The organism is Pseudomonas sp. Irchel s3h17 (genome assembly GCF_900187505.1).
Lineage (GTDB): Bacteria > Pseudomonadota > Gammaproteobacteria > Pseudomonadales > Pseudomonadaceae > Aquipseudomonas.
On the sequence record NZ_FYDL01000025.1, the window covers coordinates 1 to 22,234 of the forward strand.

The following is a 22,234-nucleotide window of genomic DNA, read 5'->3' on the forward strand; positions in this document are numbered from 1 at the left end:
GTTATTTTCAGAAGTTTTCAAAGTTTCCCTTGTAACTTCAACCACTTGCGCTTCCGATCTCTCGTCAGCGGGAGGCGAATTCTACAGCGTTACACGCTGCTGTCAACACCTCTTTTTCAACTTCCTTTTAGCTTCGATGACCTGAAGCAACCTGCTGCCGAAAACCGCGTAACTCTTTGTTTACCAAGGAGTTTTCCGTTTCGACTGCGCCGGAAGTGGGGCGAATTATAGACAGATAAAATTCGCCGTCAACTGCTAATTCAGGGTTTCTATCAATAAACTGCACAAACAGGCAAAAGCGATGCTTTCCCTCCCGGACAAGCAAGGAAAAGCATCGCTTCTATATAGAAGTACCCCTCAGAGCACGCCGGCCTCTTTGAAAGCAGCAACGGCCGCCCCATCAAGCCCCAGCACCCGCTGCAACACCTCAAGCGTATGCTCGCCCAGTAGAGGAGGAGCGCTGCGGTACTCAACCGGGGTCTCGGACAAGCGAATCGGGCTGGCAACCTGCGGTACCAACCCTGCCAAAGCATGAGGCAACTCGATCGCCAGGCCACGAGCCTGCACCTGCGGATCGGCGAAGACCTGCGACAGGTCGTTGATCGGCCCGCACGGCACACCGGCCACCTCCAACTGCGCCACCCACTCGGCAGTGGTCTTGAAGACCGTCGCCTGGCGAATCAACGGAATCAGCACCGCACGATTGGCCACCCGCAGCTTGTTAGTCGCAAACCGTGGATCATCCGCCCACTGCGCCTGGCCAGCCACTTCAGCAAACTTGCGAAACTGCCCGTCATTACCCACTGTCAGGATGAAGTTACCATCCGCCGTCGGGAAATCCTGGTAAGGGACGATGTTCGGGTGCGCATTGCCCAAGCGCTTGGGTGCCACACCCGTCGTCAGGTAGTTCATCGCCTGGTTAGCCAGGCACGCGACCTGTACATCCAGCAATGCCATATCGATGTGCTGACCACCACCGTCATGATCCCGATGAGCCAAGGCCGCCAGGATTGCCACTGTCGAGTAGAGGCCCGTCAGAATATCCGTCAGCGCCACACCGACTTTCACCGGCCCGGCACCCTCATCCCCCTCGGGACGCCCCGTCAGGCTCATCAGGCCGCCCAGGCCCTGAATCATGAAGTCATAGCCGGCGCGCTTTGCATAAGGACCGGTTTGACCGAAACCGGTGATCGAGCAATAGATCAGGTCAGGGTTGATCGCCTTGAGCGACTCATAGTCCAGCCCGTAAGCCGCCAGACCGCCAACCTTGAAGTTTTCGATCAGGATGTCGGACTTCGCCGCCAACTCACGCACCAGGCGCTGACCTTCAGCCTGGGTAAAGTCGATGGTCACCGATTGCTTGTTGCGATTGGCCGACAAGTAATAGGCGGCCTCGCTGGTGTTTTCGCCGTAGGCATCCTTCAGGAAGGGCGGGCCCCAGGCGCGAGTGTCATCGCCATTACCGGGACGCTCGACCTTGATCACCTCGGCACCAAGGTCCGCAAGGATCTGACCGGCCCAAGGCCCGGCCAGTACCCGCGACAAATCCAGTACCCGCAAATGCGATAACGCACCCATGGCCGCTCTCCTATTAATAGAACGCCTGGAGACCGGTCTGCGCACGACCCAGGATCAGCGCATGGACGTCATGGGTGCCTTCATAGGTGTTGACCACCTCGAGGTTGACCAGGTGACGGGCAACACCGAACTCATCGGAGATGCCGTTGCCGCCGAGCATGTCACGGGCCATGCGGACAATATCCAGCGACTTGCCACACGAGTTGCGCTTCATCATCGAGGTGATTTCGACAGCCGCCGTGCCCTCATCCTTCATACGCCCCAGACGCAGGCAGCCTTGCAGGGCGAGGGTGATTTCAGTCTGCATGTCGGCCAGTTTCTTCTGGATCAACTGAGTGGCAGCCAGTGGGCGACCAAACTGCTGACGATCCAGGGTGTACTGACGAGCGGTGTGCCAGCAGAACTCGGCCGCACCCAATGCGCCCCAGGAAATGCCATACCGAGCAGAGTTGAGGCAGGTGAACGGCCCCTTCAAGCCGCGCACGTCCGGGAAGATGTTCTCTTCGGGAACAAACACGTTGTCCATCACGATCTCACCGGTGATGGAGGCACGCAGGCCTACTTTGCCGTGGATGACCGGGGCACTCAGCCCTTTCCAGCCTTTCTCCAGCACGAAACCACGAATGTCGCCGGCATCGTCCTTAGCCCATACCACGAACACGTCAGCGATCGGACTGTTAGTGATCCACATCTTGCTGCCGGTCAGGCTGTAGCCGCCTTCCACTTTGCGCGCCCGGGAAATCATCGAGCCTGGATCGGAACCATGGTTTGGCTCGGTCAGACCGAAGCAACCAATCCACTCACCGGATGCCAGTTTCGGCAGGTATTTCTGCTTCTGGGCTTCAGTACCAAACTCATTGATCGGCACCATGACCAGGGAGGACTGCACACTCATCATCGAGCGATAGCCAGAGTCGACACGCTCGACTTCACGGGCAATCAGGCCGTAGCACACGTAGTTCAGGCCGCTGCCGCCGTACTGCTCGGGAATGGTCGCGCCCAGCAGGCCGATCTCGCCCATTTCGCGGAAAATGGCCGGGTCGGTTTTCTCATGGCGGAACGCTTCAAGAATGCGTGGCGCCAGCTTGTCCTGCGCAAACTGAGCAGCGCTATCGCGCACCATGCGCTCTTCTTCAGTGAGCTGTTGATCCAGCAGCAGGGGATCGATCCAGTTGAAGCTAGCTTTACCGGCCATGAGAGTGTCCTCGCGAGTAGGTCAAATATCGTGGACTGATCCTAGGCGCCGTTTATGCATTGGGCAAACGAGGATTTTGCATGCTGTTGTGCTAATTTCTCACTCCGTAACAGCCTGAAACCCTGAAAGCACCAATAACGTGTGAGGTTGCCGTACATGCGCCGCAAGATACCCAGCACTGCCGCACTGATCAGCTTCGAAGCCGCCGCCCGCCACGAGAGCTTTACCAAGGCGGCCCAGGAGCTTTCGCTGACTCAAGGCGCCATCTGCCGACAGATCGCCAGCCTGGAGGAATTCCTCAGCGTCGAACTGTTCCGACGCTCGCGGCGCGGAGTGAAGCTGACGGAAGCCGGCCTTTCCTACAGCCGACGCGTCGCCACCCAACTGGACGCCGTTGAACGCGACACGCTGTCGGTGATGGGCCAGCAGGGCGCCAATGTCATCGAACTGGCAGTTGTCCCCACCTTCGGTACTCAATGGCTGCTGCCACGACTCAAGGACTTCCAGCAGCAACACCCGGAAGTGACCGTCAACCTCACCAACCGCACGCGACCCTTTCTGTTTGCCGACACCGAATTCGACGCGGCGATCTACTTTGGCGATGCCGACTGGTCCGGTACCGAATCCCACAGGCTGATGGGGGAGAGCCCTATGCCGGTGTGCAGCCCGACCTTGCTGGGCAATCGTACTCATCTGAGTGCCGAGATGATTGCCGACCTGCCCCTGCTGCAACAGACCACGCGCCCCTATGCCTGGCGTCAATGGTTCAACTCACAGCACCTGAACATCCCCCGCGACATGACAGGCCCCCGTTACGAGCTATTCTCCATGCTCGCCCAAGCCGCCATGCATGACATGGGTATCGCCTTGATCCCACCCTTCCTGATTCAACGCGAACTGGCAGAGAACCGACTGGTCATTGCCAACACCCAGGCACTGTCGAGTATCAAGGCCTATTACCTGATGATTCCTGATCGAAAGGTCGAATCTGCCTCTTTACGCGCATTTCGAGACTGGCTGATCAAACAGGCTCATAGCTACAACGTAGAAGGACAGGGGCTGCCAGACATTAGCTGACCACGTAGTCAAATAACCAAAAGCCCTACAGATATAACTATTTGTCGCATATCCGTAGACTGTACCCACAACCGGCACAATCGTGCCACACGCGCCTAACGACGCGGCTTTGCGGCCTGGAATCGAGGCCATGGCGCATCATTCATACGGCCGATGTGTAAATTCTTGAATTTCGGCCAGAATCCTTGAAAGGCACGGCCTACAAGGGATTGAACAGTTCAGTTGCGACATTCGGTCACGGGGTGACTTGTAGTTAATTTTCCGTCACCCGTCATAATCCCTTGAAGGGCACAAAGTTCGCCTGCAAAATGCCGCGCCCCGCCCGAAATACGGCGGAGTCGTGCTGATCGGCCGCCCCAGCGCACCCTCCGCAGTGCGCTGGCCTTCCAAGAAAGATCAAAGCAATAAGATCAAGCAGGAGATTTGACGTGCACATTGGTGTTCCTCTCGAAACCCAGACCGGTGAAACGCGGGTTGCTGCAACCCCGGAAACCATCAAGAAGCTGATCGGCCAGGGTCATACAGTCACTGTGCAAAGCGGCGCCGGCGTCAATGCCAGCGTTGTGGACAGTGCTTATGAAGCGGCAGGTGCGGTGATTGGCAGCGCCCACGATGCATTTGGCGCGGAGCTGATTCTGAAGGTGGTCGCCCCCAGCGACACCGAACTGACCCTGATCAAAAGTGGAACCGTGCTGGTTGGCATGCTCAACCCGTTCAGCAATGAAACCATTGCCAAACTGGCCGAGCGCGGCATTACCGCGTTCGCCCTGGAAGCCGCGCCGCGTACATCCCGCGCACAAAGCCTCGACGTGCTCTCTTCGCAAGCCAACATTGCCGGCTATAAAGCCGTGCTGCTGGCCGCGCATCACTATCCGCGCTTCATGCCGATGCTGATGACCGCAGCGGGCACCGTGAAAGCCGCGCGCGTGCTGATTCTGGGCGCCGGTGTCGCGGGCTTGCAGGCCATCGCCACCGCCAAGCGCCTGGGTGCCGTGATTGAAGCGTCCGACGTACGTCCGGCCGTGAAGGAACAGATTGAATCCCTGGGTGCGAAGTTCGTCGACGTCCCGTACGAAACCGACGAAGAGCGTGAGTGCGCGGTCGGCGTTGGCGGTTACGCTCGCCCGATGCCGACCAGCTGGATGCAACGTCAGGCCCAGGCCGTGCATGAGCGCGCCAAGCAGGCTGACATCGTCATCACTACCGCACTGATTCCGGGTCGCAAGGCGCCAGTCCTGCTGAGTGCGGAAACCGTCGCGCAAATGAAACCGGGCTCGGTGGTCATCGACCTGGCGGCGGCGCAAGGCGGTAACTGCCCGCTGACCGTGGCCGATCAAGTGATCGTCGCGCATGGCGTGACGATTGCCGGCCCGACCAACCTGGCCGCACAGGTCGGTGCAGACGCCTCGGCGCTGTACGCCCGCAACCTGCTGGACTTCCTGAAACTGGTCTTCACCAAAGAAGGCCAGTTCGAGATCAACCTAGAAGACGACATCGTCGCCGCGTGCCTGATGTGCCGCGACGGCCAAGTCATCCGCAAAAACGCCTAAGCAGGGATTCAGACGATGGAAGAGCTTATCTCCCCCGGTATCTACAACCTGATCATCTTCGTGCTGGCGATCTATGTCGGTTATCACGTGGTCTGGAACGTTACACCTGCCTTGCACACGCCGCTGATGGCCGTGACCAACGCCATCTCCGCGATCGTGATCGTTGGCGCCATGCTGGCGGCCGCCTTGACCGTGACACCGCTGGGCAAGACCATGGGCACCCTCGCCGTGGCACTGGCCGCGGTCAACGTGTTCGGTGGCTTCCTGGTCACCCGCCGCATGCTTGAGATGTTCAAGAAAAAAGCCCCGAAAGCCGTAAAAGAAGAGGCGCCCAAGTAATGAGCATGAACCTCGTAACGACGCTCTACTTGATCGCGTCGATCTGCTTTATCCAGGCCCTCAAAGGCCTGTCGCATCCAACCACTTCGCGACGCGGCAACCTGTTCGGCATGTTGGGCATGGCGCTGGCGATCGTCACCACCATCGGTCTCATCTATAAGCTGGGCGCGCTCTCTTTTGAGCAAGGCGGGGCCACCGCCGGCATCGGCTATGTGATCGTCGGCCTGCTGGTGGGCGGCACGGCCGGTTCGATCATGGCCAAGCGCGTTGAAATGACCAAGATGCCGGAACTGGTTGCGTTCATGCACAGCATGATCGGTATGGCCGCCGTGTTCATCGCCATCGCCGCCGTGGTCGAGCCGCAGTCGCTGGGCATCGTCAAACAGCTGGGTGATTCGATCCCGGCCGGTAACCGCATGGAGCTGTTCCTTGGCGCGGCGATTGGTGCGATCACCTTCTCCGGTTCGGTAATTGCCTTCGGCAAGCTGTCGGGCAAGTACAAGTTCCGCCTGTTCCAGGGCGCACCGGTACAGTTTGGCGGCCAGCACAAGTTGAACCTGGTGCTGGGCCTGGCGACGCTCGGCCTGGGCATCACCTTCATGCTGACCGGCAACCTCGGCGCTTTCGCCCTGATGCTGGCCCTGGCCTTCGTGATGGGTGTGCTGATCATCATCCCGATCGGCGGTGCCGATATGCCGGTGGTGGTGTCAATGCTCAATAGCTATTCCGGTTGGGCAGCAGCGGGTATCGGCTTCTCACTGAACAACTCGATGCTGATCATCGCAGGCTCCTTGGTGGGTTCTTCCGGTGCCATCCTCTCGTACATCATGTGCAAAGCGATGAACCGCTCGTTCTTCAATGTACTGCTCGGCGGTTTCGGCGGTGCAACGGATACCGCAGGCCCAGCTGGCGCCCAGGAAGCTCGGCCGGTGAAGTCCGGCTCGTCCGACGACGCCGCGTTCCTGCTGACCAACGCCGACACCGTGATCATCGTGCCGGGCTACGGCCTGGCGGTGGCACGTGCCCAGCACTCGCTGATGGAGCTGGCGGAAAAGTTGACGCACCGTGGCGTCACTGTGAAGTTTGCGATCCACCCGGTTGCCGGGCGGATGCCAGGCCATATGAACGTCCTGCTGGCCGAGGCCGAAGTGCCTTATGAGCAAGTATTCGAGATGGAGGACATCAACTCCGAGTTCGGCCAGACCGACGTAGTGCTGGTGCTTGGCGCCAACGACGTGGTCAACCCCGCGGCGAAGAACGATCCGAAGTCGCCGATTGCCGGCATGCCGATCCTCGAGGCCTATAAAGCCAAGACGGTAATCGTCAACAAGCGTTCGATGGCCAGCGGCTATGCCGGTTTGGACAACGAACTGTTCTACCTGGACAAAACCATGATGGTCTTCGGTGACGCCAAGAAAGTCATCGAGGATATGGTTAAAGCAGTCGATTAAAACCTGCGCCAGCGCAATACCCCAAACCCCAGCCTCTAGTAGGCTGGGGTTTTTTATTACCCGCTAAAACCCGACCAAAGGCTCTAAATCAGCGGTCGGCATTCGACCATGGTAGCGGGACGAATTTTTTTGAAATCACTAGACTGCGCATCTTGCTTCCGCTGCCCGAGATAACAATCCATGTACCGTGACCGTATTCGCTTGCCTTCGTTGTTGGATAAGGTGATGAGCGCCGCCGATGCTGCCGCTCTGATTCAGGACGGCATGACCGTCGGCATGAGCGGCTTCACCCGCGCCGGCGAAGCCAAGGCGGTGCCCCATGCACTGGCCGAGCGCGCCAAGGTCACGCCGCTGAAGATTAGCCTGATGACCGGTGCCAGCCTGGGCAACGACCTCGACAAGCAACTGACCGAGGCCGGTGTACTGGCCCGTCGCATGCCGTTCCAGGTCGACAGCACACTGCGCAAGGCGATCAACGCCGGCGAAGTCATGTTCATTGACCAGCATCTGTCGGAGACCGTGGAGCAACTGCGCAACAAGCAACTCAAGCTGCCGGACATCGCGGTGATTGAAGCGGTGGCGATCACAGAGCAAGGCCACATCGTGCCCACGACCTCGGTCGGCAACTCCGCCAGTTTCGCGATTTTCGCCCAGCAGGTGATCATCGAGATCAACCTGGCGCACAACCCGAACCTGGAAGGTCTGCACGACATCTATATCCCCACCTACCGCCCAACCCGCACCCCGATCCCGCTGGTCAAGGTCGATGATCGCATTGGCAGCACCGCCATCCCGATCCCGCCGGAAAAAATCGTCGCGATCGTCATCACCAATCAGTCCGACTCACCGTCCACGGTGTTGCCGCCCGACAGCGAGACCCAGGCGATTGCCGACCACCTGATCGACTTCTTCAAGCAGGAAGTGGACGCCGGGCGCATGACCAACAAGCTCGGGCCGCTGCAAGCCGGTATTGGCAACATCGCCAACTCCGTGATGTGCGGGTTGATCGACTCGCCATTCGAAGACCTGACCATGTACTCCGAAGTGCTGCAGGACTCGACCTTCGACCTGATCGACGCCGGCAAACTGAGCTTTGCCTCGGGCAGTTCGATCACCCTGTCGAGCCGACGCAATGCCGATGTGTTCGGCAATCTGGAGCGCTACAAGGACAAGCTGGTGCTGCGCCCGCAGGAGATCTCCAACCACCCTGAAGTGGTTCGTCGCCTGGGCATCATCGGCATCAACACCGCCCTGGAGTTCGATCTGTACGGCAACGTCAACTCCACCCACGTCTGCGGCACGCGGATGATGAACGGCATCGGCGGCTCGGGAGACTTTGCCCGTAACGCGCACCTGTCGATCTTCGTCACCAAGTCGATTGCCAAGGGCGGGGCGATTTCCAGCGTGGTGCCGATGGTCAGCCACGTTGACCACACCGAACATGATGTGGACATCCTGGTCACCGAGATCGGCCTTGCCGACCTGCGCGGCCTGGCACCTCGGGAGCGTGCCCGGGTGGTCATCGACAACTGTGTGCACCCGGACTACCGCCAGGCGCTGAATGACTACTTCGACAAGGCTTGCACCCTCGGCGGACACACGCCACACATCCTGCGCGATGCCCTCAGCTGGCACATGAACCTGGAAGAAACCGGTCGCATGCTCGCCGTGTGATTGATACAGAAGGCGGCTGGCGCAAACACAGTTTCGTCAGCTCGCCCTCATTCCATCAGCATCCAGCAAAAACTGTACTACTGTACCGGCCTTTTCCCACCCTATTTGCCTACCTCTCCAGACAAAAACCCTAAAAATGCACTACTACAGTGCAGATAGGTACAGTTGCCTCAATTTAGACCAGTACACCCCTTATTAACAGTTAACTGGTCCCTCACAATACAGGTGAACTGTATCTAGAGAGACTGGCCAAACGAGAGGATCATGGGCACCAGTTAAACCACTACCTAATCCCGCCACAAGCGGAAGGATGTCAATCATGGAACGTACACTCAGTTCCGAACTGTTCTTCGAAGACAAAGCTGAAAAAACCCAGGCTTCCATGCCTCTGCGCGTTCTCGCCAACCTGATGCTGTGGCAACGCCGCATCTCCAGCCGCCACCAACTGGCTCGCCTGGATTCGCGTCTGCTGGCTGACGCAGGGATTAGCGAAGCACAGCGTTACGAAGAGCTGAGCAAGCCGTTCTGGCGCTAAGTTAGCGTCGCTGGCCCTGACCCACCGGGTCCACCGCCAGCACCCTGAATTGCATACACAAAACCCGTCGCGGGCAATCGCGACGGGTTTTGTCGTTTCAGGGCTGAAAAAACGTCGGTACAGAAGCGTTGATGCCAGACAGGTACAGTTTCAAATACTAAGCAACTGAACCAGTACAATTAAACGCTGCTGTAGCTGCTCCAGTGTCACAGAAAAGCTCACCCTGTTCTCCCAAGGCTGCTTTACCAGCCTCTGCGCGAGGACTTCATCATGGACCGCTCACTCGATATTTCGCTCCCACGCCCCCGGCGCTTCAGCACTCTCAAGCTGATGGCCCGCCTGTTCGCGGCTACCGGTCGATGCATGGAGAGGGCACGGACCCGGCGCCTGCTGGCTCAACTCAATGACCAGCAACTGCACGACATAGGCCTGAGCCACTCGGACCGAGCAGCCGAACTGGATAGGCCATTCTGGCGATAGGAGGTGTGACAAAGTGCGATGGGACTATTCGAACCCCTGGACAACGGCCTAATATCCAAGAACACGTGGCGAACACTGCGTATGACGCGTCTGATTCACTACTTCAACGCGACACACAGTGGTTGCCCGGCGTATTCAGCACCACTTTTTGGTTTTTGTTCATCAACAGGAGTTACCCCCATGTCCCGTCTTCGTCTGCTCAGCGCTGCGGCCCTGCTGGCCGTTGCTGCCAACTCGCACGCGACCAGCCTGATCGCCACCACTGACGCAATTGTCGGCGCACTCAAAGCCACTTCCGACGCGACCTCCGATGTCACCTCTTCGTTCCGCGACGACAAGATCGTCCGAGCGGCTCGCGACGATGCAGCCAGCTTCGTGGCCAGCGAAGGCGCCATCCGTGGCGTTCGCCTGGAAAGCGCTCTGGAGCACATCCGCAAGCAGGTTCCACAGCTGAGCGCGACCGATGCACAGCTGGCTCAGGCCATCCTGACCATCTGATTGCACGTCAACGGGGTCGGCCTGACCGGCCCCGCTTCCTCCGCGCTGGCTCTGCCCCGAGCCGTGCGCCTGGAGCCTGCGCTGGTTTACCTGCGCCAGACTCCGCCAAAACTTCGTGTCAGCGCGCTTGAACTGGCACAGACAATTCTCGTCCAATAGTTATCCCTGTTCTTCCGGAGTCGTTCCATGCGTAACCCGCTGATTGCTGCCACCCTTGGCCTGCTGTTGTTGGCCGATGTGGCCCAGGCACACACCCTGGTAGCCACCAGCAACATATTGATCCGCGCGACCCAGCGCACCCTGGATTTCACATCCGATACCACCACCTCGATCCGCGACATGAAAGTCATCCGTGAAGCCCGGGACGATGCCGCCAGTTTCGTTGCCAGCAACGGTGATATCCGTGGCGCGCACCTGGAAGCCGCCTTCGACACCTTGCGCACCCGCGTGCCTGAAGCTCGCGACGCCAGTGACCAAGTCCTCGCCGAAGCTATCCTCGCACTGTGAGGTCGCTCGTCACCTGGCTGCTGAGTGCATGCCTGTTGCTTCTCGGCGGCACAGCGCAAGCCAGCCTGCAACTACACCTCAACACCGAAGGCTTGAGCCCGGCAGAGCAACAGGCCAGCCAGGCCCTGCTGGATGAAGCGATGCAGGCACTGCCGCCACGCTTTATCGAGCAACTGGACCGTCGCATCGATGTCGGCTGGACCGACAACATGCCGAGCAACGCTTATGGCCAGGCGTCGCTGGTGTCGGAGCTCGACCTCAATCGCAAGCTGCTGGCCGGCCTGACCGACGGCAGTGCCGCGACGAAAAAAACCCATCGTCCGCACGGCACCGTACGCCGGGAAATGCTCGCCACGGTGCTGCACGAACTCACCCATATCTACGACCGTGCGCGCCTGTGGTCAGGCCCCGAACGTGTGCTGATCCAGCGTTGCACGCGGCAAAACAACAGTTCGGGACTGGTCGGCATCCCTGATCAGTGCCGTGGCCAGACGGGGCGTCGCTTTACCCTGAGTGACGACCCACGCCTGCTGGACCTGGCCGGCTGGCAGCAGTACGTCGGTCGTCGGGGTGAACGTGAGCAACACAACCGCCAGATCGTCCGCAGCCCGGATCTCTACGAGACCAGCAGCCCCAAGGAGTTCGTCGCGGTCAACATGGAGTACTTCCTTCTCGACCCGAGTTACGCCTGCCGCCGTCCCGCGTTGTACCGCTATTACCAGGAACACTTTGGCTGGGCACCCGCCACCAAAGACACCTGCGCCACGTCCTACGCCTTCCTGAACGCCGGCAACGACTTCGCCAGGCAGCCGCTGGGGCAGGTCGATCCTGAGCGGGTCTACGCCGTTGACTACCTGTTGGCCGAGGCCAACCAGAACCTGGTCAGTCGCTGGGGCCACAGCATGTTGCGCCTGGTGATCTGTGCACCAGGTCGCCCACGCGGGCCGGACTGTCGCCTGGACCTGGAATACTCATTGGTACTGTCCTACCGCGCGTTCGTCGGTGACGTACAGCTGTCGAGCTGGGACGGCCTGGTCGGCAAGTACCCGTCGCGGCTTTTCGTGTTGCCGCTGTCCCAGGTCATCGACGAATACACCAAGACCGAACTGCGCAGCCTGGCCTCGGTACCGCTCAATCTGTCGCGCAGCGAGATCGAAGAGGTGGTCGAGCACGCGGCGGAGATGCACTGGAGCTACGACGGCAACTACTTCTTCCTATCCAACAACTGCGCGGTCGAAAGCCTGAAGCTGTTGCGCAGCGGCAGCCACAATCCACAGTTGACCGGACTGGACAGCATCATGCCCAACGGCTTGCTGGAAGTGCTCAAGGCCCGGGGACTGGCGGACACCAGCGTGCTTGATGACCCACGTGAAGCCTTGCGCCTTGGTTATCGCTTCGACTCGTTCCGTGACCGCTACCAGGCCATGTTCGAAGTGCTGAAAAAGCACCTGCCGATCAAACAGGACAAGGTTGAAGACTGGCTGGCCTTGAGCGCCGCGGAACGCCGCCCGTGGTTTGATCAGGCCGACCTGCGGACCAGCGCCGCTTTGCTGTTGCTGGAACAGGCCAGTTTCCGCCAGCAACTGATGCTGGCCCAGAATGAAGTGAAACAATGCTACCTGGACGCCCGCGAGCTGACGAACGGCGGCATGGACAAAGCCAACCAGACCTTGCAGCAGATTCTCGCTAACAGCGGCTTCCTCAGCCGCCCCGCGGAATTGCTCGACCGGGGAGGCTACGGACTGCCGCAAGCCAATGAGTGGCAACGCCTGGAATCGGAGAGCAGCACCCGGCAGAAGAAGCTGCTGGCGCTGACCGGCGATCTGGACAAAGAGGTGAGGGCGCTGCTGGAACACACGCGCGCGGCAGAAATTGCAGCCAGCGAGGCCAACCTCAAGCAATTGGGTGAACACCTGCGAGCCCTGCACAAGGCAGCCGGAGGCCTGGAGCTGCCTTGAGGCCTGGGCTACAGGCTTTCCTGTGCCTCTTCAGGCAACTGCTCGTCCAGGTGCAGCCAGGGCAAGCGGCTGTCGGTCCAGATGTGCCGGTCGGCCGGGGCGTGTTCAGGATGGTCGAGGGTGGCGATGGTCACGTCGATGGTGTCCGGGCTCAGCTGAGTGATCAGCGCCAGGTGCGCGCCACAATGGGCACAGAAATACCGCGCGCAGCGCTCAGAAGAGTCGTACCGCGCCGCAGTCCCGGCCAGCCATCGGAATGCAGAGCGGGGCAGGGTGATCCAGGTGGTCACCAGGCCTCCGCTGACCCGTCGGCATATCGAGCAGTGACAATGGGCGATGTCGCGCAATGGCCCGCTGAACTCATAACGCAGTTGCCCGCAATGGCATCCGCCGGTGTGAAGTTCGCTCATGTGCAGATCTCCCTACTCAGGCTTCGGGCCGTCCGATCGGCGTCCAGCCCGTTACTTTAGGCGCCAACCTGCGACCTTGAACATCTCGTCCGCAGTTTGTGCGGCGAAAGGTAGCTGAAAGGTTGGCCGATTAGGATCGCCTCACTACCGGCAATAGACCGGTTGGCCAACGCGAACGTTGCAACGTTTGCCCGGCCCATTTAACAACAACAATGGTGATTCTGATGTCCGCTGCTACCCGCCTGTTCGCCCCGACTCCCTTCGTACGCCTCGTGCTTCCCGTTCTGCGCTGACCCCACCCGGTCCGCCATTCCCTAGTCGCGCTACGCCTGGAGTATTCCCATGCTGACTTTCCTTGGCTTTGCCATGGTCATCACGTTCATGTACCTGATCATGACCAAGCGCCTGTCGGCGCTGATCGCCCTGATCATCGTTCCGATCCTGTTTGCCCTGTTCGGTGGCTTTGCGCCGAAGATCGGCCCGATGATGCTCGAAGGCATCACCAAGCTGGCCCCGACCGGGGTGATGCTGATGTTCGCCATTCTCTATTTCGCGCTGATGATCGACTCCGGCCTGTTTGACCCGGCGGTGCGCAAGATCCTCAAGCTGGTCAAGGGCGACCCGCTGAAGGTGTCCGTCGGCACCGCCGTGCTGGCCCTGGTCGTGTCCCTGGACGGTGACGGTGCGACCACCTACATGATCTGCGTGGCCGCCATGCTGCCGTTGTACAGCCGCATCGGCATGAGCCCGCGGATCATGGCCGGCCTGATCATCCTCGCCGGTGGCGTGATGAACATGACCCCCTGGGGCGGCCCGACCGCCCGTGCCGCCAGCGCATTGCATGTCGACCCGTCGGACATTTTCGTACCGATGATCCCGGCCATGCTTGCCGGCGTGGTGGCGATCCTGGCGATTGCCTACCTGTACGGTAAGCGTGAGCGTGCACGCCTGGGTGAATTGCACCTGGCAGGCGATGAGATCGACCACAGCGAAATCAGCGTTTCCCAGTTCCCGGACGCCCGTCGTCCGAAGCTGATCTGGTTCAACGGTGCCCTGACGCTGGTCCTGATGTGCGCCCTGATCGCCGGCCTGCTGCCACTGCCCGTGCTGTTCATGGTCGCGTTCAGTATCGCGATGATCGTCAACTACCCGTGCCTGCAACAACAGAAAGACCGCGTGGCGGCGCACGCCGGCAGTGTTCTGGCGGTCGTCGGGTTGATCTTTGCCGCGGGTATCTTCACCGGTATCCTGTCCGGCACCGGCATGGTCGATGCCATGTCCAAAAGCTTGCTCGCCGTGATTCCGGAGTTCCTGGGCCCGTACCTGGCCGTGATCACCGCACTGGTGAGCATGCCGTTCACGTTCTTCATGTCCAACGATGCATTTTATTACGGCGTGTTACCGGTTCTCGCCGAAGCCGCCAGCCACTATGGCATCACCGCCGTGGAAATGGCCCGAGCCTCGATCGTTGGCCAACCCGTACACTTGCTGAGCCCGCTGGTACCTTCGACCTACCTGCTGGTGGCGCTGGCCGGGATCGAATTCGGCGATCACCAGCGCTTCACCCTCAAGTGGGCAGTGCTGGTTTGCTTGTGCATACTGGTCGCCGCGTTGCTGATGGGTATTTTTCCATTGTTCAGCACCCTGTAACATCCCCACATCTCTGCGCCGCCAGCCTGACTTCGATGTTTGAAGCGGCTGGCGTCGTGGTTTAACACTCGCTCAAAGGAATACACATGGAATGGCTGACCAACCCGGAGATCTGGGTTGCCTTCTTCACACTGACGGCCCTGGAAATCGTTCTGGGCATCGACAACATCATCATGATCTCGATCCTGGTCAGCCGCATGCCCAAGCATATGCAGGCACGTACTCGGATCTTTGGCCTGGCCCTGGCCATGATCACCCGGATCCTGTTGCTGCTGTCGATCACCTGGGTCATGCGTCTGACCGCGGACCTGTTTGTAATCTTCGGCCAGGGTATTTCCGGGCGGGACCTGATCCTGTTCTTCGGTGGCCTGTTCCTGCTGTGGAAAAGCTCTCAGGAGATGTACCACGCACTGGAAGGTGAAGACGAAACAGGCGACGAGCCAAGCGGCAAGGGCGGCAACTTCCTCTACACGATCATCCAGATCGCAATCATCGACATCGTGTTCTCCCTGGACTCGGTCATTACCGCCGTCGGCATGGTCTCCCATGTTCCGGTCATGGTGGCCGCGATCGTCGTTGCAGTGCTGGTGATGATGCTGGCAGCTGGCAAAATCAGCGAGTTCATCGACAAGCACCCGTCGCTGAAAATGCTCGCGCTGTCGTTCCTGCTGGTGGTGGGTACCGTGCTGATCGCCGAAGCCTTCGAAGTGCATGTGCCAAAAGGCTACGTCTACTTCGCCATGGCGTTCTCGCTGGCTGTAGAGGCATTCAACATCAAGATGCGCTCGGCAATGGCAAAAAAGAAGAACCTGGCGCACGAGCCGGTAAAACTGCGCAAGGACATTCCGGGTCAATAACCCGAATGCGCTGTAGGGAAAGGGGCTTTCGAGCCCCTTTTTCACGTCTGCAGAACGCTGTTTTCATGACAGTTTTGTATCAATCGCCTCTTTAGCTATGCGATGCTGGCGTCAGGACCATTCGCCAACTACAGCTTAAGTACAGAATCCATAACGTTACGCGGCACCGTCAACTTGCCCCTTTGGGGCGCTATGCACCCAGGGGGCCCACTATGCTGACCCTGCTCAATCTATTGTCTGCGGTGGCTCTGCTGATCTGGGGCACGCACATCGTCCGAACCGGCATCCTGCGGGTCTACGGTTCCAACCTGCGCCACGTCATTGGCCGCAACATGTCCAAGCGCTGGCTGGCCTTCATCGCCGGGATCCTGGTGACCGCCATGGTCCAGAGCAGCAACGCCACCGCGATGCTGGTGACTTCATTCGTCGGCCAGGGCCTGATGGCACTGACACCGGCCCTGGCGACCATGCTCGGCGCCGATGTCGGTACCGCGTTGATGGCTCGGGTCCTGACCCTGGACCTGTCCTGGCTGTCGCCGCTGCTGATTTTCCTGGGGGTGATTCTCTTTCTCTCGCGCAAGCAAACTCGCGTGGGCCAGCTCGGCCGGGTAGGGATTGGCCTGGGGCTGATTATTCTGGCCCTGCAACTGATTGTCGAAGCCGCGGCTCCCATCACCCACGCCCAAGGCGTCAAGGTGCTGTTTGCCTCGCTGACCGGCGACATCCTGCTCGATGCCCTGATCGGCGCACTGTTCGCGATGATTTCCTACTCCAGCCTGGCAGCAGTACTGCTCACCGCGACCCTTGCCGGTGCCGGAGTGATCAGCCTGCCAGTGGCCATTGGCCTGGTCATTGGCGCCAATATCGGTAGCGGGGTGCTGGCATTTCTCAGCACCAGCATGCAAAACGCCGCGGGGCGGCAAGTCGCGCTGGGTAGCCTGCTGTACAAAATGATCGGCCTGCTGTTGATCATTCCGGTACTCGACCCACTGGTGCACTGGATGGACAGCCTTGATTTCAGCCCTCAGGGCCTGGTGATCGGTTTTCATCTGCTCTACAACACCCTTCGCTGCCTGATCCTGCTGCCTACTGTCAGCCCGATGGCACGGCTCTGCGCCTGGCTGCTACCGGAGCGCCCGGAGACCAACGGCCAAGCCAAACCCCGACATCTGGACCCAACAGCCCTCACCACCCCGAGCCTGGCCCTGGCCAACGCCTCCCGGGAAACCCTGCGCATCGGCGACCTGATCGATAACATGCTCGAAGCCATGCTCGACGTGCTGCGCGGCAAGCAGACCGCCGTCACCCAGGAGGTGCGCCGCTTGAGCGATGACGTTGAAGCCCTCTATAGCGCGATCAAGCTGTACCTGGCGCAGATGCCCCGCGAAGACCTCAGCGACCAGGACAGTCGGCGCTGGGCGGAAACCATCGAACTGGCAATCAACTTGAAGCTCGCCTCGGACCTGATCGAACGTATGCTGCGCAAGGTTCAGCAGCAAAAGACCTCACAGCGTCGCTCCTTTTCCGACGTCGGCCTGGAAGAACTGGCCGGGTTGCAGCATCAATTGATCGCCAACTTGCGCCTGGGGCTGTCGGTGTTTCTCAGCGCCGACAAGGAAAGTGCCCGGCAGCTGCTGCGCGAGAAACGCCGCTTTCGGGCTCAGGAGAGACGCCTGGCCCATGCCCACGTCAGCCGGCTACAACGAAAAATCGTACAAAGCATCGAAACCAGCTCGCTGCACCTGGAGCTGATTGCCGACATGAAGCGCTTGAACTCACTGTTCTGCAGCAGTGCCTACGTGGTACTGGAAACCTTCGAAACCGGCGCCCTGGCTGTCGAGGATATGGCTGACATCACCCATTCACCCTGAACGTCTAGCGTTGTAAAAAGTCCCTACAAGAGATGAATGAAAATCCTCGCTCCGCCTCTACCCGCCAGGAAGGTTGTTATGCGTTGTCTGTTGTTCGCGTGTCTGCTGCTCGGCTCCACCTGCTCATGGGCCCTGGACCGCTTTCAGGTTGAAGGTTACGTGCTGCCAAACGGCCTGCAGATCCTGCTCAAACCCGGCAGTGAGCGCGGCCATGTCGCCATTCGTCTGGTGGTTGGGGTTGGCCTTGATGATTTCGCCTGCGCCGACAAGGAACTGCCTCACCTGCTTGAGCATGTGCTGTTCAGCGGCATCGACGCCGGGGGCGAGGGTGGGCTTGAAGAGCGCATGCAGGGGCTGGGGGGTGAGTGGAACGCCTACACCAGCAATGCCGACACCACCTTCGTCATCGAAGCCCCGGCGAAAAACCAGCGTAAGGTCCTGGACGTCCTGTTGGCACTGCTGACCGAAACCCGCATCTACGACACGGCCATCCGCGCCGCCAAACAGGTGGTTGAACGTGAAGATGGTGGCCACTACACCCACCTGCAACGCTGGCTCGACCGCCAGGACCTCGGCCACACGGCCAGTAATCAGCTGGCCGTGGAGTTGGGCCTCAAGTGCCCGGAGCGGGCCGAAGTCCATCATCTGACCCGCGAACAATTGAAGAAGGTGCGCAAGGACTGGTATGCCCCCAATAACATGACGCTGATTGTCGTGGGCGACCTCGATCGCCTGCTGCCGGCCTACCTGGAGCGCACTTTCGGTCAACTCAAGCCGATCGAGCCCACCGCGCATCCGCCCCTGCCGCAGATCCAGAACACCGCCCAGGCCCGGCGCAACCTGATCCACGGATGGGTGGGCGACGGTGCCAGGCTGCACTGGCTGCTCCCGGAGCCGGTGCTCGACGATCAGTACGACGAGACCTTCGATCTGCTCAAGGACTACCTCGACTGGGCGCTTTACCGTCAGCTACGGCTTGCGCACGGCTTGTCCTATGGCCCCTCCGCCGAACGCGAAGTGTTCGGCGGCGTAGGCTTCATGAGCCTCAATGCGGATCTTGAGCGCGATGACCTGCCGCAGGCGCAGCAGGTCCTGGAGGAGCTCAAGGCCGACCTGCTGAAAAACGGCCTCGACCCTGTCGGCTTCGAGCGCCTGAAACAGGCAGCCATTGCCCGGCAGGCCTGGGTCGTGCAAGGCAACAGCGGATTGGCCGACTACTACTGGAGCGCCCTGTCAGACTATGAGGACGGGCGCTTCGACAACCCGGCCAGACGCTTGCGTGCGGTAACGCTCAAACAGGCCAACCTGGCCTTGCATGCACTGCTCGACCAGCCGGGTTACCTGCGGATCGAGAAGCCACTGCTCAGCGATGACCAGGTGCTGTGGTTGTTGGGTGGCATGTTGGGGGGGTTGGTATTCGGTGTGCTGGGCTGGCGCCGGTATCGCAGGCACCCGTAGCGATCGCAAGGGCACTGGCTCCCTCGCCACAGGCTTCTCGCAACATCAGTGTGCCAGCGGTATCCTGTGCGGGTTTTTCCCTTGAGCACTGTGAACCGTCCAATGCCTAATCTCCCCCAGACCGTACAGCGCATTCTCGAACTGATGAAGCGCTACCCCGGGGTCATTGCCTTGGGTGGTTTCATCTCGGGGGTCGGCAGCTTCATCCTGGTTGATCGCCAACAAGGCCTGGCGACCTGGATTGCAATCATCATGCTGGTCAGTTGGGTCTGGCTGATGCTGGAAAACAGCCTGACCGAGCTCTTCGCCAAGGTGTTCAAGCGCGAAATCCCGCAGCCCCTGCTGCGCTATGCCACGCAGATGATCCACCAGGAAAGCCTGTTCTTCGTCCTGCCGTTCTTTTTCATCACCACCGCCTGGAACAGCGGGCAACTGGTGTTCACCGGGCTGCTCGGCGCCGCGGCGCTGATCTCGATCATCGACCCCCTGTACTACAAGTGGCTGGCACCGCGGCGCTGGTTGTTCCTGGCCATGCACACCCTGACGCTGTTCGCCGCCCTGCTGACCGCACTGCCGATCATCCTGCACCTGACCACTGCGCAGAGCTTCAAGCTGGCACTGGGCACCGCCATGCTGCTGTCGTTCCCGAGCCTGGCCTCGATCTTTCCGATTCGCACACTGCGCGGCGGGCTGAGCGTGCTGTGCATCACCCTGGTCATCGGGGCGACCGGCTGGTTCATGCGCTCGTGGGTTCCGCCGGCCACCTTGTGGATGACCGAGGTGGCCATCAGCACCCAACTGCAGGACCGTACGCCAGGCGACAGCCTGCATCAGGTCAGCGTTGCCCAGTTGAGCCGCGATGGTCTGTACGCCTACACCGCGATCAACGCCCCACGCGGGCTGGACGAGCGGATTTATCACGTCTGGAAGTTCAACGGCAAAGAGGTCGACCGCATTGCCCTGGATATCCACGGCGGGCGCAAGGAAGGCTACCGGGCCTGGACCCACAAGCAGAATTTCCCCGGGAATCCGGTCGGCAAATGGCAGGTTCAGGTACTGACCGAAGACGGCCAGGTGATTGGTGTCCTGCGCTTCGTCGTGAGCGACGCAGGTCAAGACAATCAAGTGCCGAACGAGGCAAAGTAACGGGGATCGTGCTATTACGTAGCACTGCGTTTCAGCCGAACAAGCAAGGAGCTTATGAGCAACACGATAACCGGCAGTGCCCGACTCGACACCTCGCAGACCCCTGCGCTGCTGAGGATCACGGGGGACTGGACGCTCGCCCATTACGCCGACCTCAAGCGCCTGAGCGAAACCCTCAAGGGTCAATACGACGAGCGCACCACCATTGACCTTAATGGACTGGGCGTACTCGACACGGCAGGTGCTTCCCTGCTGGTCGAACTGCTGGGGGCCGAGCGCCTCGGCAAGTCGGCCGAACACCCCGACTGCAGCCTGTCTGCCGCCGACCGCGCGCTGCTGCAAACGGTCTATTGCTCAATGGCCGACTTCTGCATCCCCGTCAAAGAGCCCGACATCAGCGTCGGCATCCAGCTGCTGACCCGGATCGGTCGCGCTGTCGATATCGTCTGGCAAGACACCCTGCAACTGCTGGGCTTTGTCGGCCTGATCCTGGAAACCATCGCCCGTGGGCTGTTTCGCCCCAAGCGCTGGCGGATCACCCCGATGGTGGCACACATCGAACAAACCGGGCTCGACGCCGCCCCCATCGTTGCCTTGCTGACCTTCCTGGTGGGCGCGGTGGTGGCGTTCCTCGGGGCGACGGTACTCGCCAGCTTTGGCGCGAGCATTTTTACCGTGGACCTGGTGGCCTTCTCGTTTTTACGTGAATTTGGCGTATTGCTGACCGCGATCCTCATGGCTGGCCGCACTGCCAGTGCCTTCACCGCGCAAATCGGCTCCATGAAGGCCAACGAAGAAATCGATGCCATCCGCACCCTGGGCCTGGACCCGACCGAGTTGCTGGTGGTGCCACGGGTGCTGGCGTTGCTGGTGGCTCTGCCCATGCTGACGTTCCTGGCCATGCTCTCGGGGATTGTCGGCGGCGGGGTGGTCTGCGCCCTCTCGCTGGATATCTCGCCGGCGATGTTCCTGTCCTTGCTGCAATCGGACATTGGCGTTCAGCACTTTCTGGTGGGCATGGTCAAAGCACCGATCTTCGCCTTCCTGATCGCCGCCATCGGCTGCCTGGAAGGCTTCAAGGTCAGCGGCAGCGCCGAGTCCGTGGGCGCGCACACGACCTCAAGCGTGGTGCAGTCGATTTTTGTGGTGATCGTGCTGGATGCGGTGGCCGCGCTGTTCTTTATGGAGATGGGCTGGTGAGTCGCTTACCCCGTGCACCCGCCGAGGCGGTGATCGAAGTCCGTGGGCTGTGCAACCGCTTCGGCAAGCAGAGCGTGCATGAGAACCTCGATCTGGATCTGTACAAGGGCGAGATCCTCGCCGTAGTGGGTGGTTCCGGTAGCGGCAAGTCGGTATTGCTGCGCAGCATCGTCGGCCTGCGCCAGCCCAGCGAAGGCAACGTGACGGTATTTGGCAAGAACCTGCCCAGCCTGTCGGAGCATGAGCGTTCAATGGTCGAGCGGCGCTTCGGCGTGTTGTTCCAGAAGGGCGCATTGTTCTCGTCGCTGACCGTGACGGAAAACGTCGCGCTGCCACTGATCGAACACGCCGGGCTGAGCCGCGACGATGCCGAGCACCTGGCTGCCGTGAAACTGGCCCTCGCCGGCTTGCCCCTGTCGGCGGCCGACAAGTACCCGGCCTCGCTGTCCGGCGGCATGATCAAACGTGCCGCACTGGCCCGGGCACTGGCGCTGGACCCGGACATCCTGTTTCTCGATGAGCCGACCGCGGGCCTCGACCCTATCGGTGCAGCCGCATTCGACCAGTTGATCCTGACGCTACGCGATGCGCTGGGACTGAGTGTGTTCCTGGTGACCCACGACCTCGACACGCTCTACACCATCACCGACCGGGTGGCGGTACTGGCGCAGAAAAAGGTGCTGGTGGCCGATGCCATCGACGTCGTGTCCGAGACCAACGACCCGTGGATTCACGAATACTTCCATGGCCCACGCGGCCGCGCGGCGCTGACAGCCGCTTCACAGCTCAACGAGGTATGA

21 protein-coding genes are annotated in these 22,234 nt (G+C 60.4%); 18 read left to right on the forward strand and 3 right to left on the reverse strand.

Annotation, left to right across the window (positions count from 1 at the left end; genetic code table 11):
• Positions 1-357: 357 nt before the first annotated feature.
• Together CKW25_RS24510 and CKW25_RS24515 are read right to left on the reverse strand one after the other, a co-directional pair.
• Positions 358-1,578: a CaiB/BaiF CoA-transferase family protein gene (locus CKW25_RS24510; protein ID WP_095083379.1), complete on the reverse strand. Its 1,221-nt coding sequence runs from the start codon at positions 1,576-1,578 to the stop codon at positions 358-360.
• Positions 1,579-1,591: 13 nt separating this feature from the next.
• Positions 1,592-2,773, reverse strand: a complete 1,182-nt coding sequence (locus CKW25_RS24515) for an acyl-CoA dehydrogenase (RefSeq protein ID WP_095083381.1) — start codon at positions 2,771-2,773, stop codon at positions 1,592-1,594.
• Between the two features lie 156 nt (positions 2,774-2,929).
• Here CKW25_RS24515 and CKW25_RS24520 point away from each other — a divergent pair, with 156 nt between their 5' ends.
• The 11 genes from CKW25_RS24520 to CKW25_RS24565 all read left to right on the forward strand — a co-directional run bounded on the left by CKW25_RS24520 (position 2,930) and on the right by CKW25_RS24565 (position 12,842).
• Entirely contained in the window at positions 2,930-3,850 is a 921-nt protein-coding gene (locus tag CKW25_RS24520) for a LysR family transcriptional regulator (RefSeq protein ID WP_095083382.1), read from the forward strand.
• A gap of 428 nt (positions 3,851-4,278) precedes the next feature.
• Positions 4,279-5,400: a Re/Si-specific NAD(P)(+) transhydrogenase subunit alpha gene (locus CKW25_RS24525; protein WP_095083384.1), complete on the forward strand. Its 1,122-nt coding sequence runs from the start codon at positions 4,279-4,281 to the stop codon at positions 5,398-5,400.
• A 15-nt stretch (positions 5,401-5,415) separates the two neighbouring features.
• A complete protein-coding gene (locus CKW25_RS24530; RefSeq protein WP_003187010.1) occupies positions 5,416-5,739 on the forward strand; it encodes an NAD(P) transhydrogenase subunit alpha in 324 nt (107 codons plus the stop codon).
• A complete protein-coding gene (locus tag CKW25_RS24535; protein WP_095083387.1) occupies positions 5,739-7,190 on the forward strand; it encodes an NAD(P)(+) transhydrogenase (Re/Si-specific) subunit beta in 1,452 nt (483 codons plus the stop codon). Before CKW25_RS24530 ends, CKW25_RS24535 begins: the two co-directional genes overlap by 1 nt.
• Before the next feature lie 180 nt (positions 7,191-7,370).
• Positions 7,371-8,864 (forward strand): acetyl-CoA hydrolase/transferase family protein, encoded by a 1,494-nt coding sequence (locus CKW25_RS24540; protein WP_095083389.1) that lies wholly within the window; start codon positions 7,371-7,373, stop codon positions 8,862-8,864.
• A 319-nt stretch (positions 8,865-9,183) separates the two neighbouring features.
• Positions 9,184-9,399: a DUF1127 domain-containing protein gene (locus CKW25_RS24545; RefSeq protein ID WP_095083390.1), complete on the forward strand. Its 216-nt coding sequence runs from the start codon at positions 9,184-9,186 to the stop codon at positions 9,397-9,399.
• Positions 9,400-9,669: 270 nt separating this feature from the next.
• Positions 9,670-9,879: a DUF1127 domain-containing protein gene (locus CKW25_RS24550; RefSeq protein WP_095083392.1), complete on the forward strand. Its 210-nt coding sequence runs from the start codon at positions 9,670-9,672 to the stop codon at positions 9,877-9,879.
• A 180-nt stretch (positions 9,880-10,059) separates the two neighbouring features.
• The gene (locus CKW25_RS24555; protein ID WP_095083393.1) at positions 10,060-10,377 is read left to right on the forward strand and encodes a DUF2388 domain-containing protein; all 318 of its coding nucleotides are present in this window, start codon (positions 10,060-10,062) and stop codon (positions 10,375-10,377) included.
• 63 nt (positions 10,378-10,440) lie between these two features.
• The gene (locus CKW25_RS27205; RefSeq protein WP_256578025.1) at positions 10,441-10,536 is read left to right on the forward strand and encodes a DUF2388 domain-containing protein; all 96 of its coding nucleotides are present in this window, start codon (positions 10,441-10,443) and stop codon (positions 10,534-10,536) included.
• A 27-nt stretch (positions 10,537-10,563) separates the two neighbouring features.
• Positions 10,564-10,884, forward strand: a complete 321-nt coding sequence (locus CKW25_RS24560) for a DUF2388 domain-containing protein (RefSeq protein ID WP_095083395.1) — start codon at positions 10,564-10,566, stop codon at positions 10,882-10,884.
• A complete protein-coding gene (locus tag CKW25_RS24565; RefSeq protein WP_095083397.1) occupies positions 10,881-12,842 on the forward strand; it encodes a DUF4105 domain-containing protein in 1,962 nt (653 codons plus the stop codon). The genes CKW25_RS24560 and CKW25_RS24565 overlap by 4 nt, the downstream gene beginning before the upstream one ends.
• Before the next feature lie 8 nt (positions 12,843-12,850).
• On the opposite strand, the gene CKW25_RS24570 is transcribed toward CKW25_RS24565, so the two are convergent.
• Positions 12,851-13,252 carry a GFA family protein gene (locus CKW25_RS24570; protein WP_095083399.1) on the reverse strand — a complete coding sequence of 134 codons (402 nt, stop codon included), beginning with the start codon at positions 13,250-13,252 and terminating at the stop codon, positions 12,851-12,853.
• A gap of 342 nt (positions 13,253-13,594) precedes the next feature.
• Between CKW25_RS24570 and CKW25_RS24575 the strand changes: the two genes are divergently transcribed.
• From CKW25_RS24575 to CKW25_RS24605, 7 genes are all read left to right on the forward strand, one after another.
• Positions 13,595-14,902: a CitMHS family transporter gene (locus CKW25_RS24575; protein ID WP_095083401.1), complete on the forward strand. Its 1,308-nt coding sequence runs from the start codon at positions 13,595-13,597 to the stop codon at positions 14,900-14,902.
• 86 nt (positions 14,903-14,988) lie between these two features.
• Positions 14,989-15,759, forward strand: a complete 771-nt coding sequence (locus CKW25_RS24580; protein ID WP_095083403.1) for a TerC family protein — start codon at positions 14,989-14,991, stop codon at positions 15,757-15,759.
• 212 nt (positions 15,760-15,971) lie between these two features.
• The gene (locus CKW25_RS24585; protein WP_095083405.1) at positions 15,972-17,630 is read left to right on the forward strand and encodes a Na/Pi cotransporter family protein; all 1,659 of its coding nucleotides are present in this window, start codon (positions 15,972-15,974) and stop codon (positions 17,628-17,630) included.
• A 78-nt stretch (positions 17,631-17,708) separates the two neighbouring features.
• Positions 17,709-19,088 carry a pitrilysin family protein gene (locus CKW25_RS24590; protein WP_095083407.1) on the forward strand — a complete coding sequence of 460 codons (1,380 nt, stop codon included), beginning with the start codon at positions 17,709-17,711 and terminating at the stop codon, positions 19,086-19,088.
• Positions 19,089-19,190: 102 nt separating this feature from the next.
• The gene (locus CKW25_RS24595) at positions 19,191-20,234 is read left to right on the forward strand and encodes a DUF5924 family protein (protein WP_095083408.1); all 1,044 of its coding nucleotides are present in this window, start codon (positions 19,191-19,193) and stop codon (positions 20,232-20,234) included.
• A gap of 54 nt (positions 20,235-20,288) precedes the next feature.
• Positions 20,289-21,434, forward strand: a complete 1,146-nt coding sequence (locus CKW25_RS24600; protein ID WP_095083410.1) for an ABC transporter permease — start codon at positions 20,289-20,291, stop codon at positions 21,432-21,434.
• Positions 21,431-22,234: an ABC transporter ATP-binding protein gene (locus tag CKW25_RS24605; protein WP_095083412.1), complete on the forward strand. Its 804-nt coding sequence runs from the start codon at positions 21,431-21,433 to the stop codon at positions 22,232-22,234. Before CKW25_RS24600 ends, CKW25_RS24605 begins: the two co-directional genes overlap by 4 nt.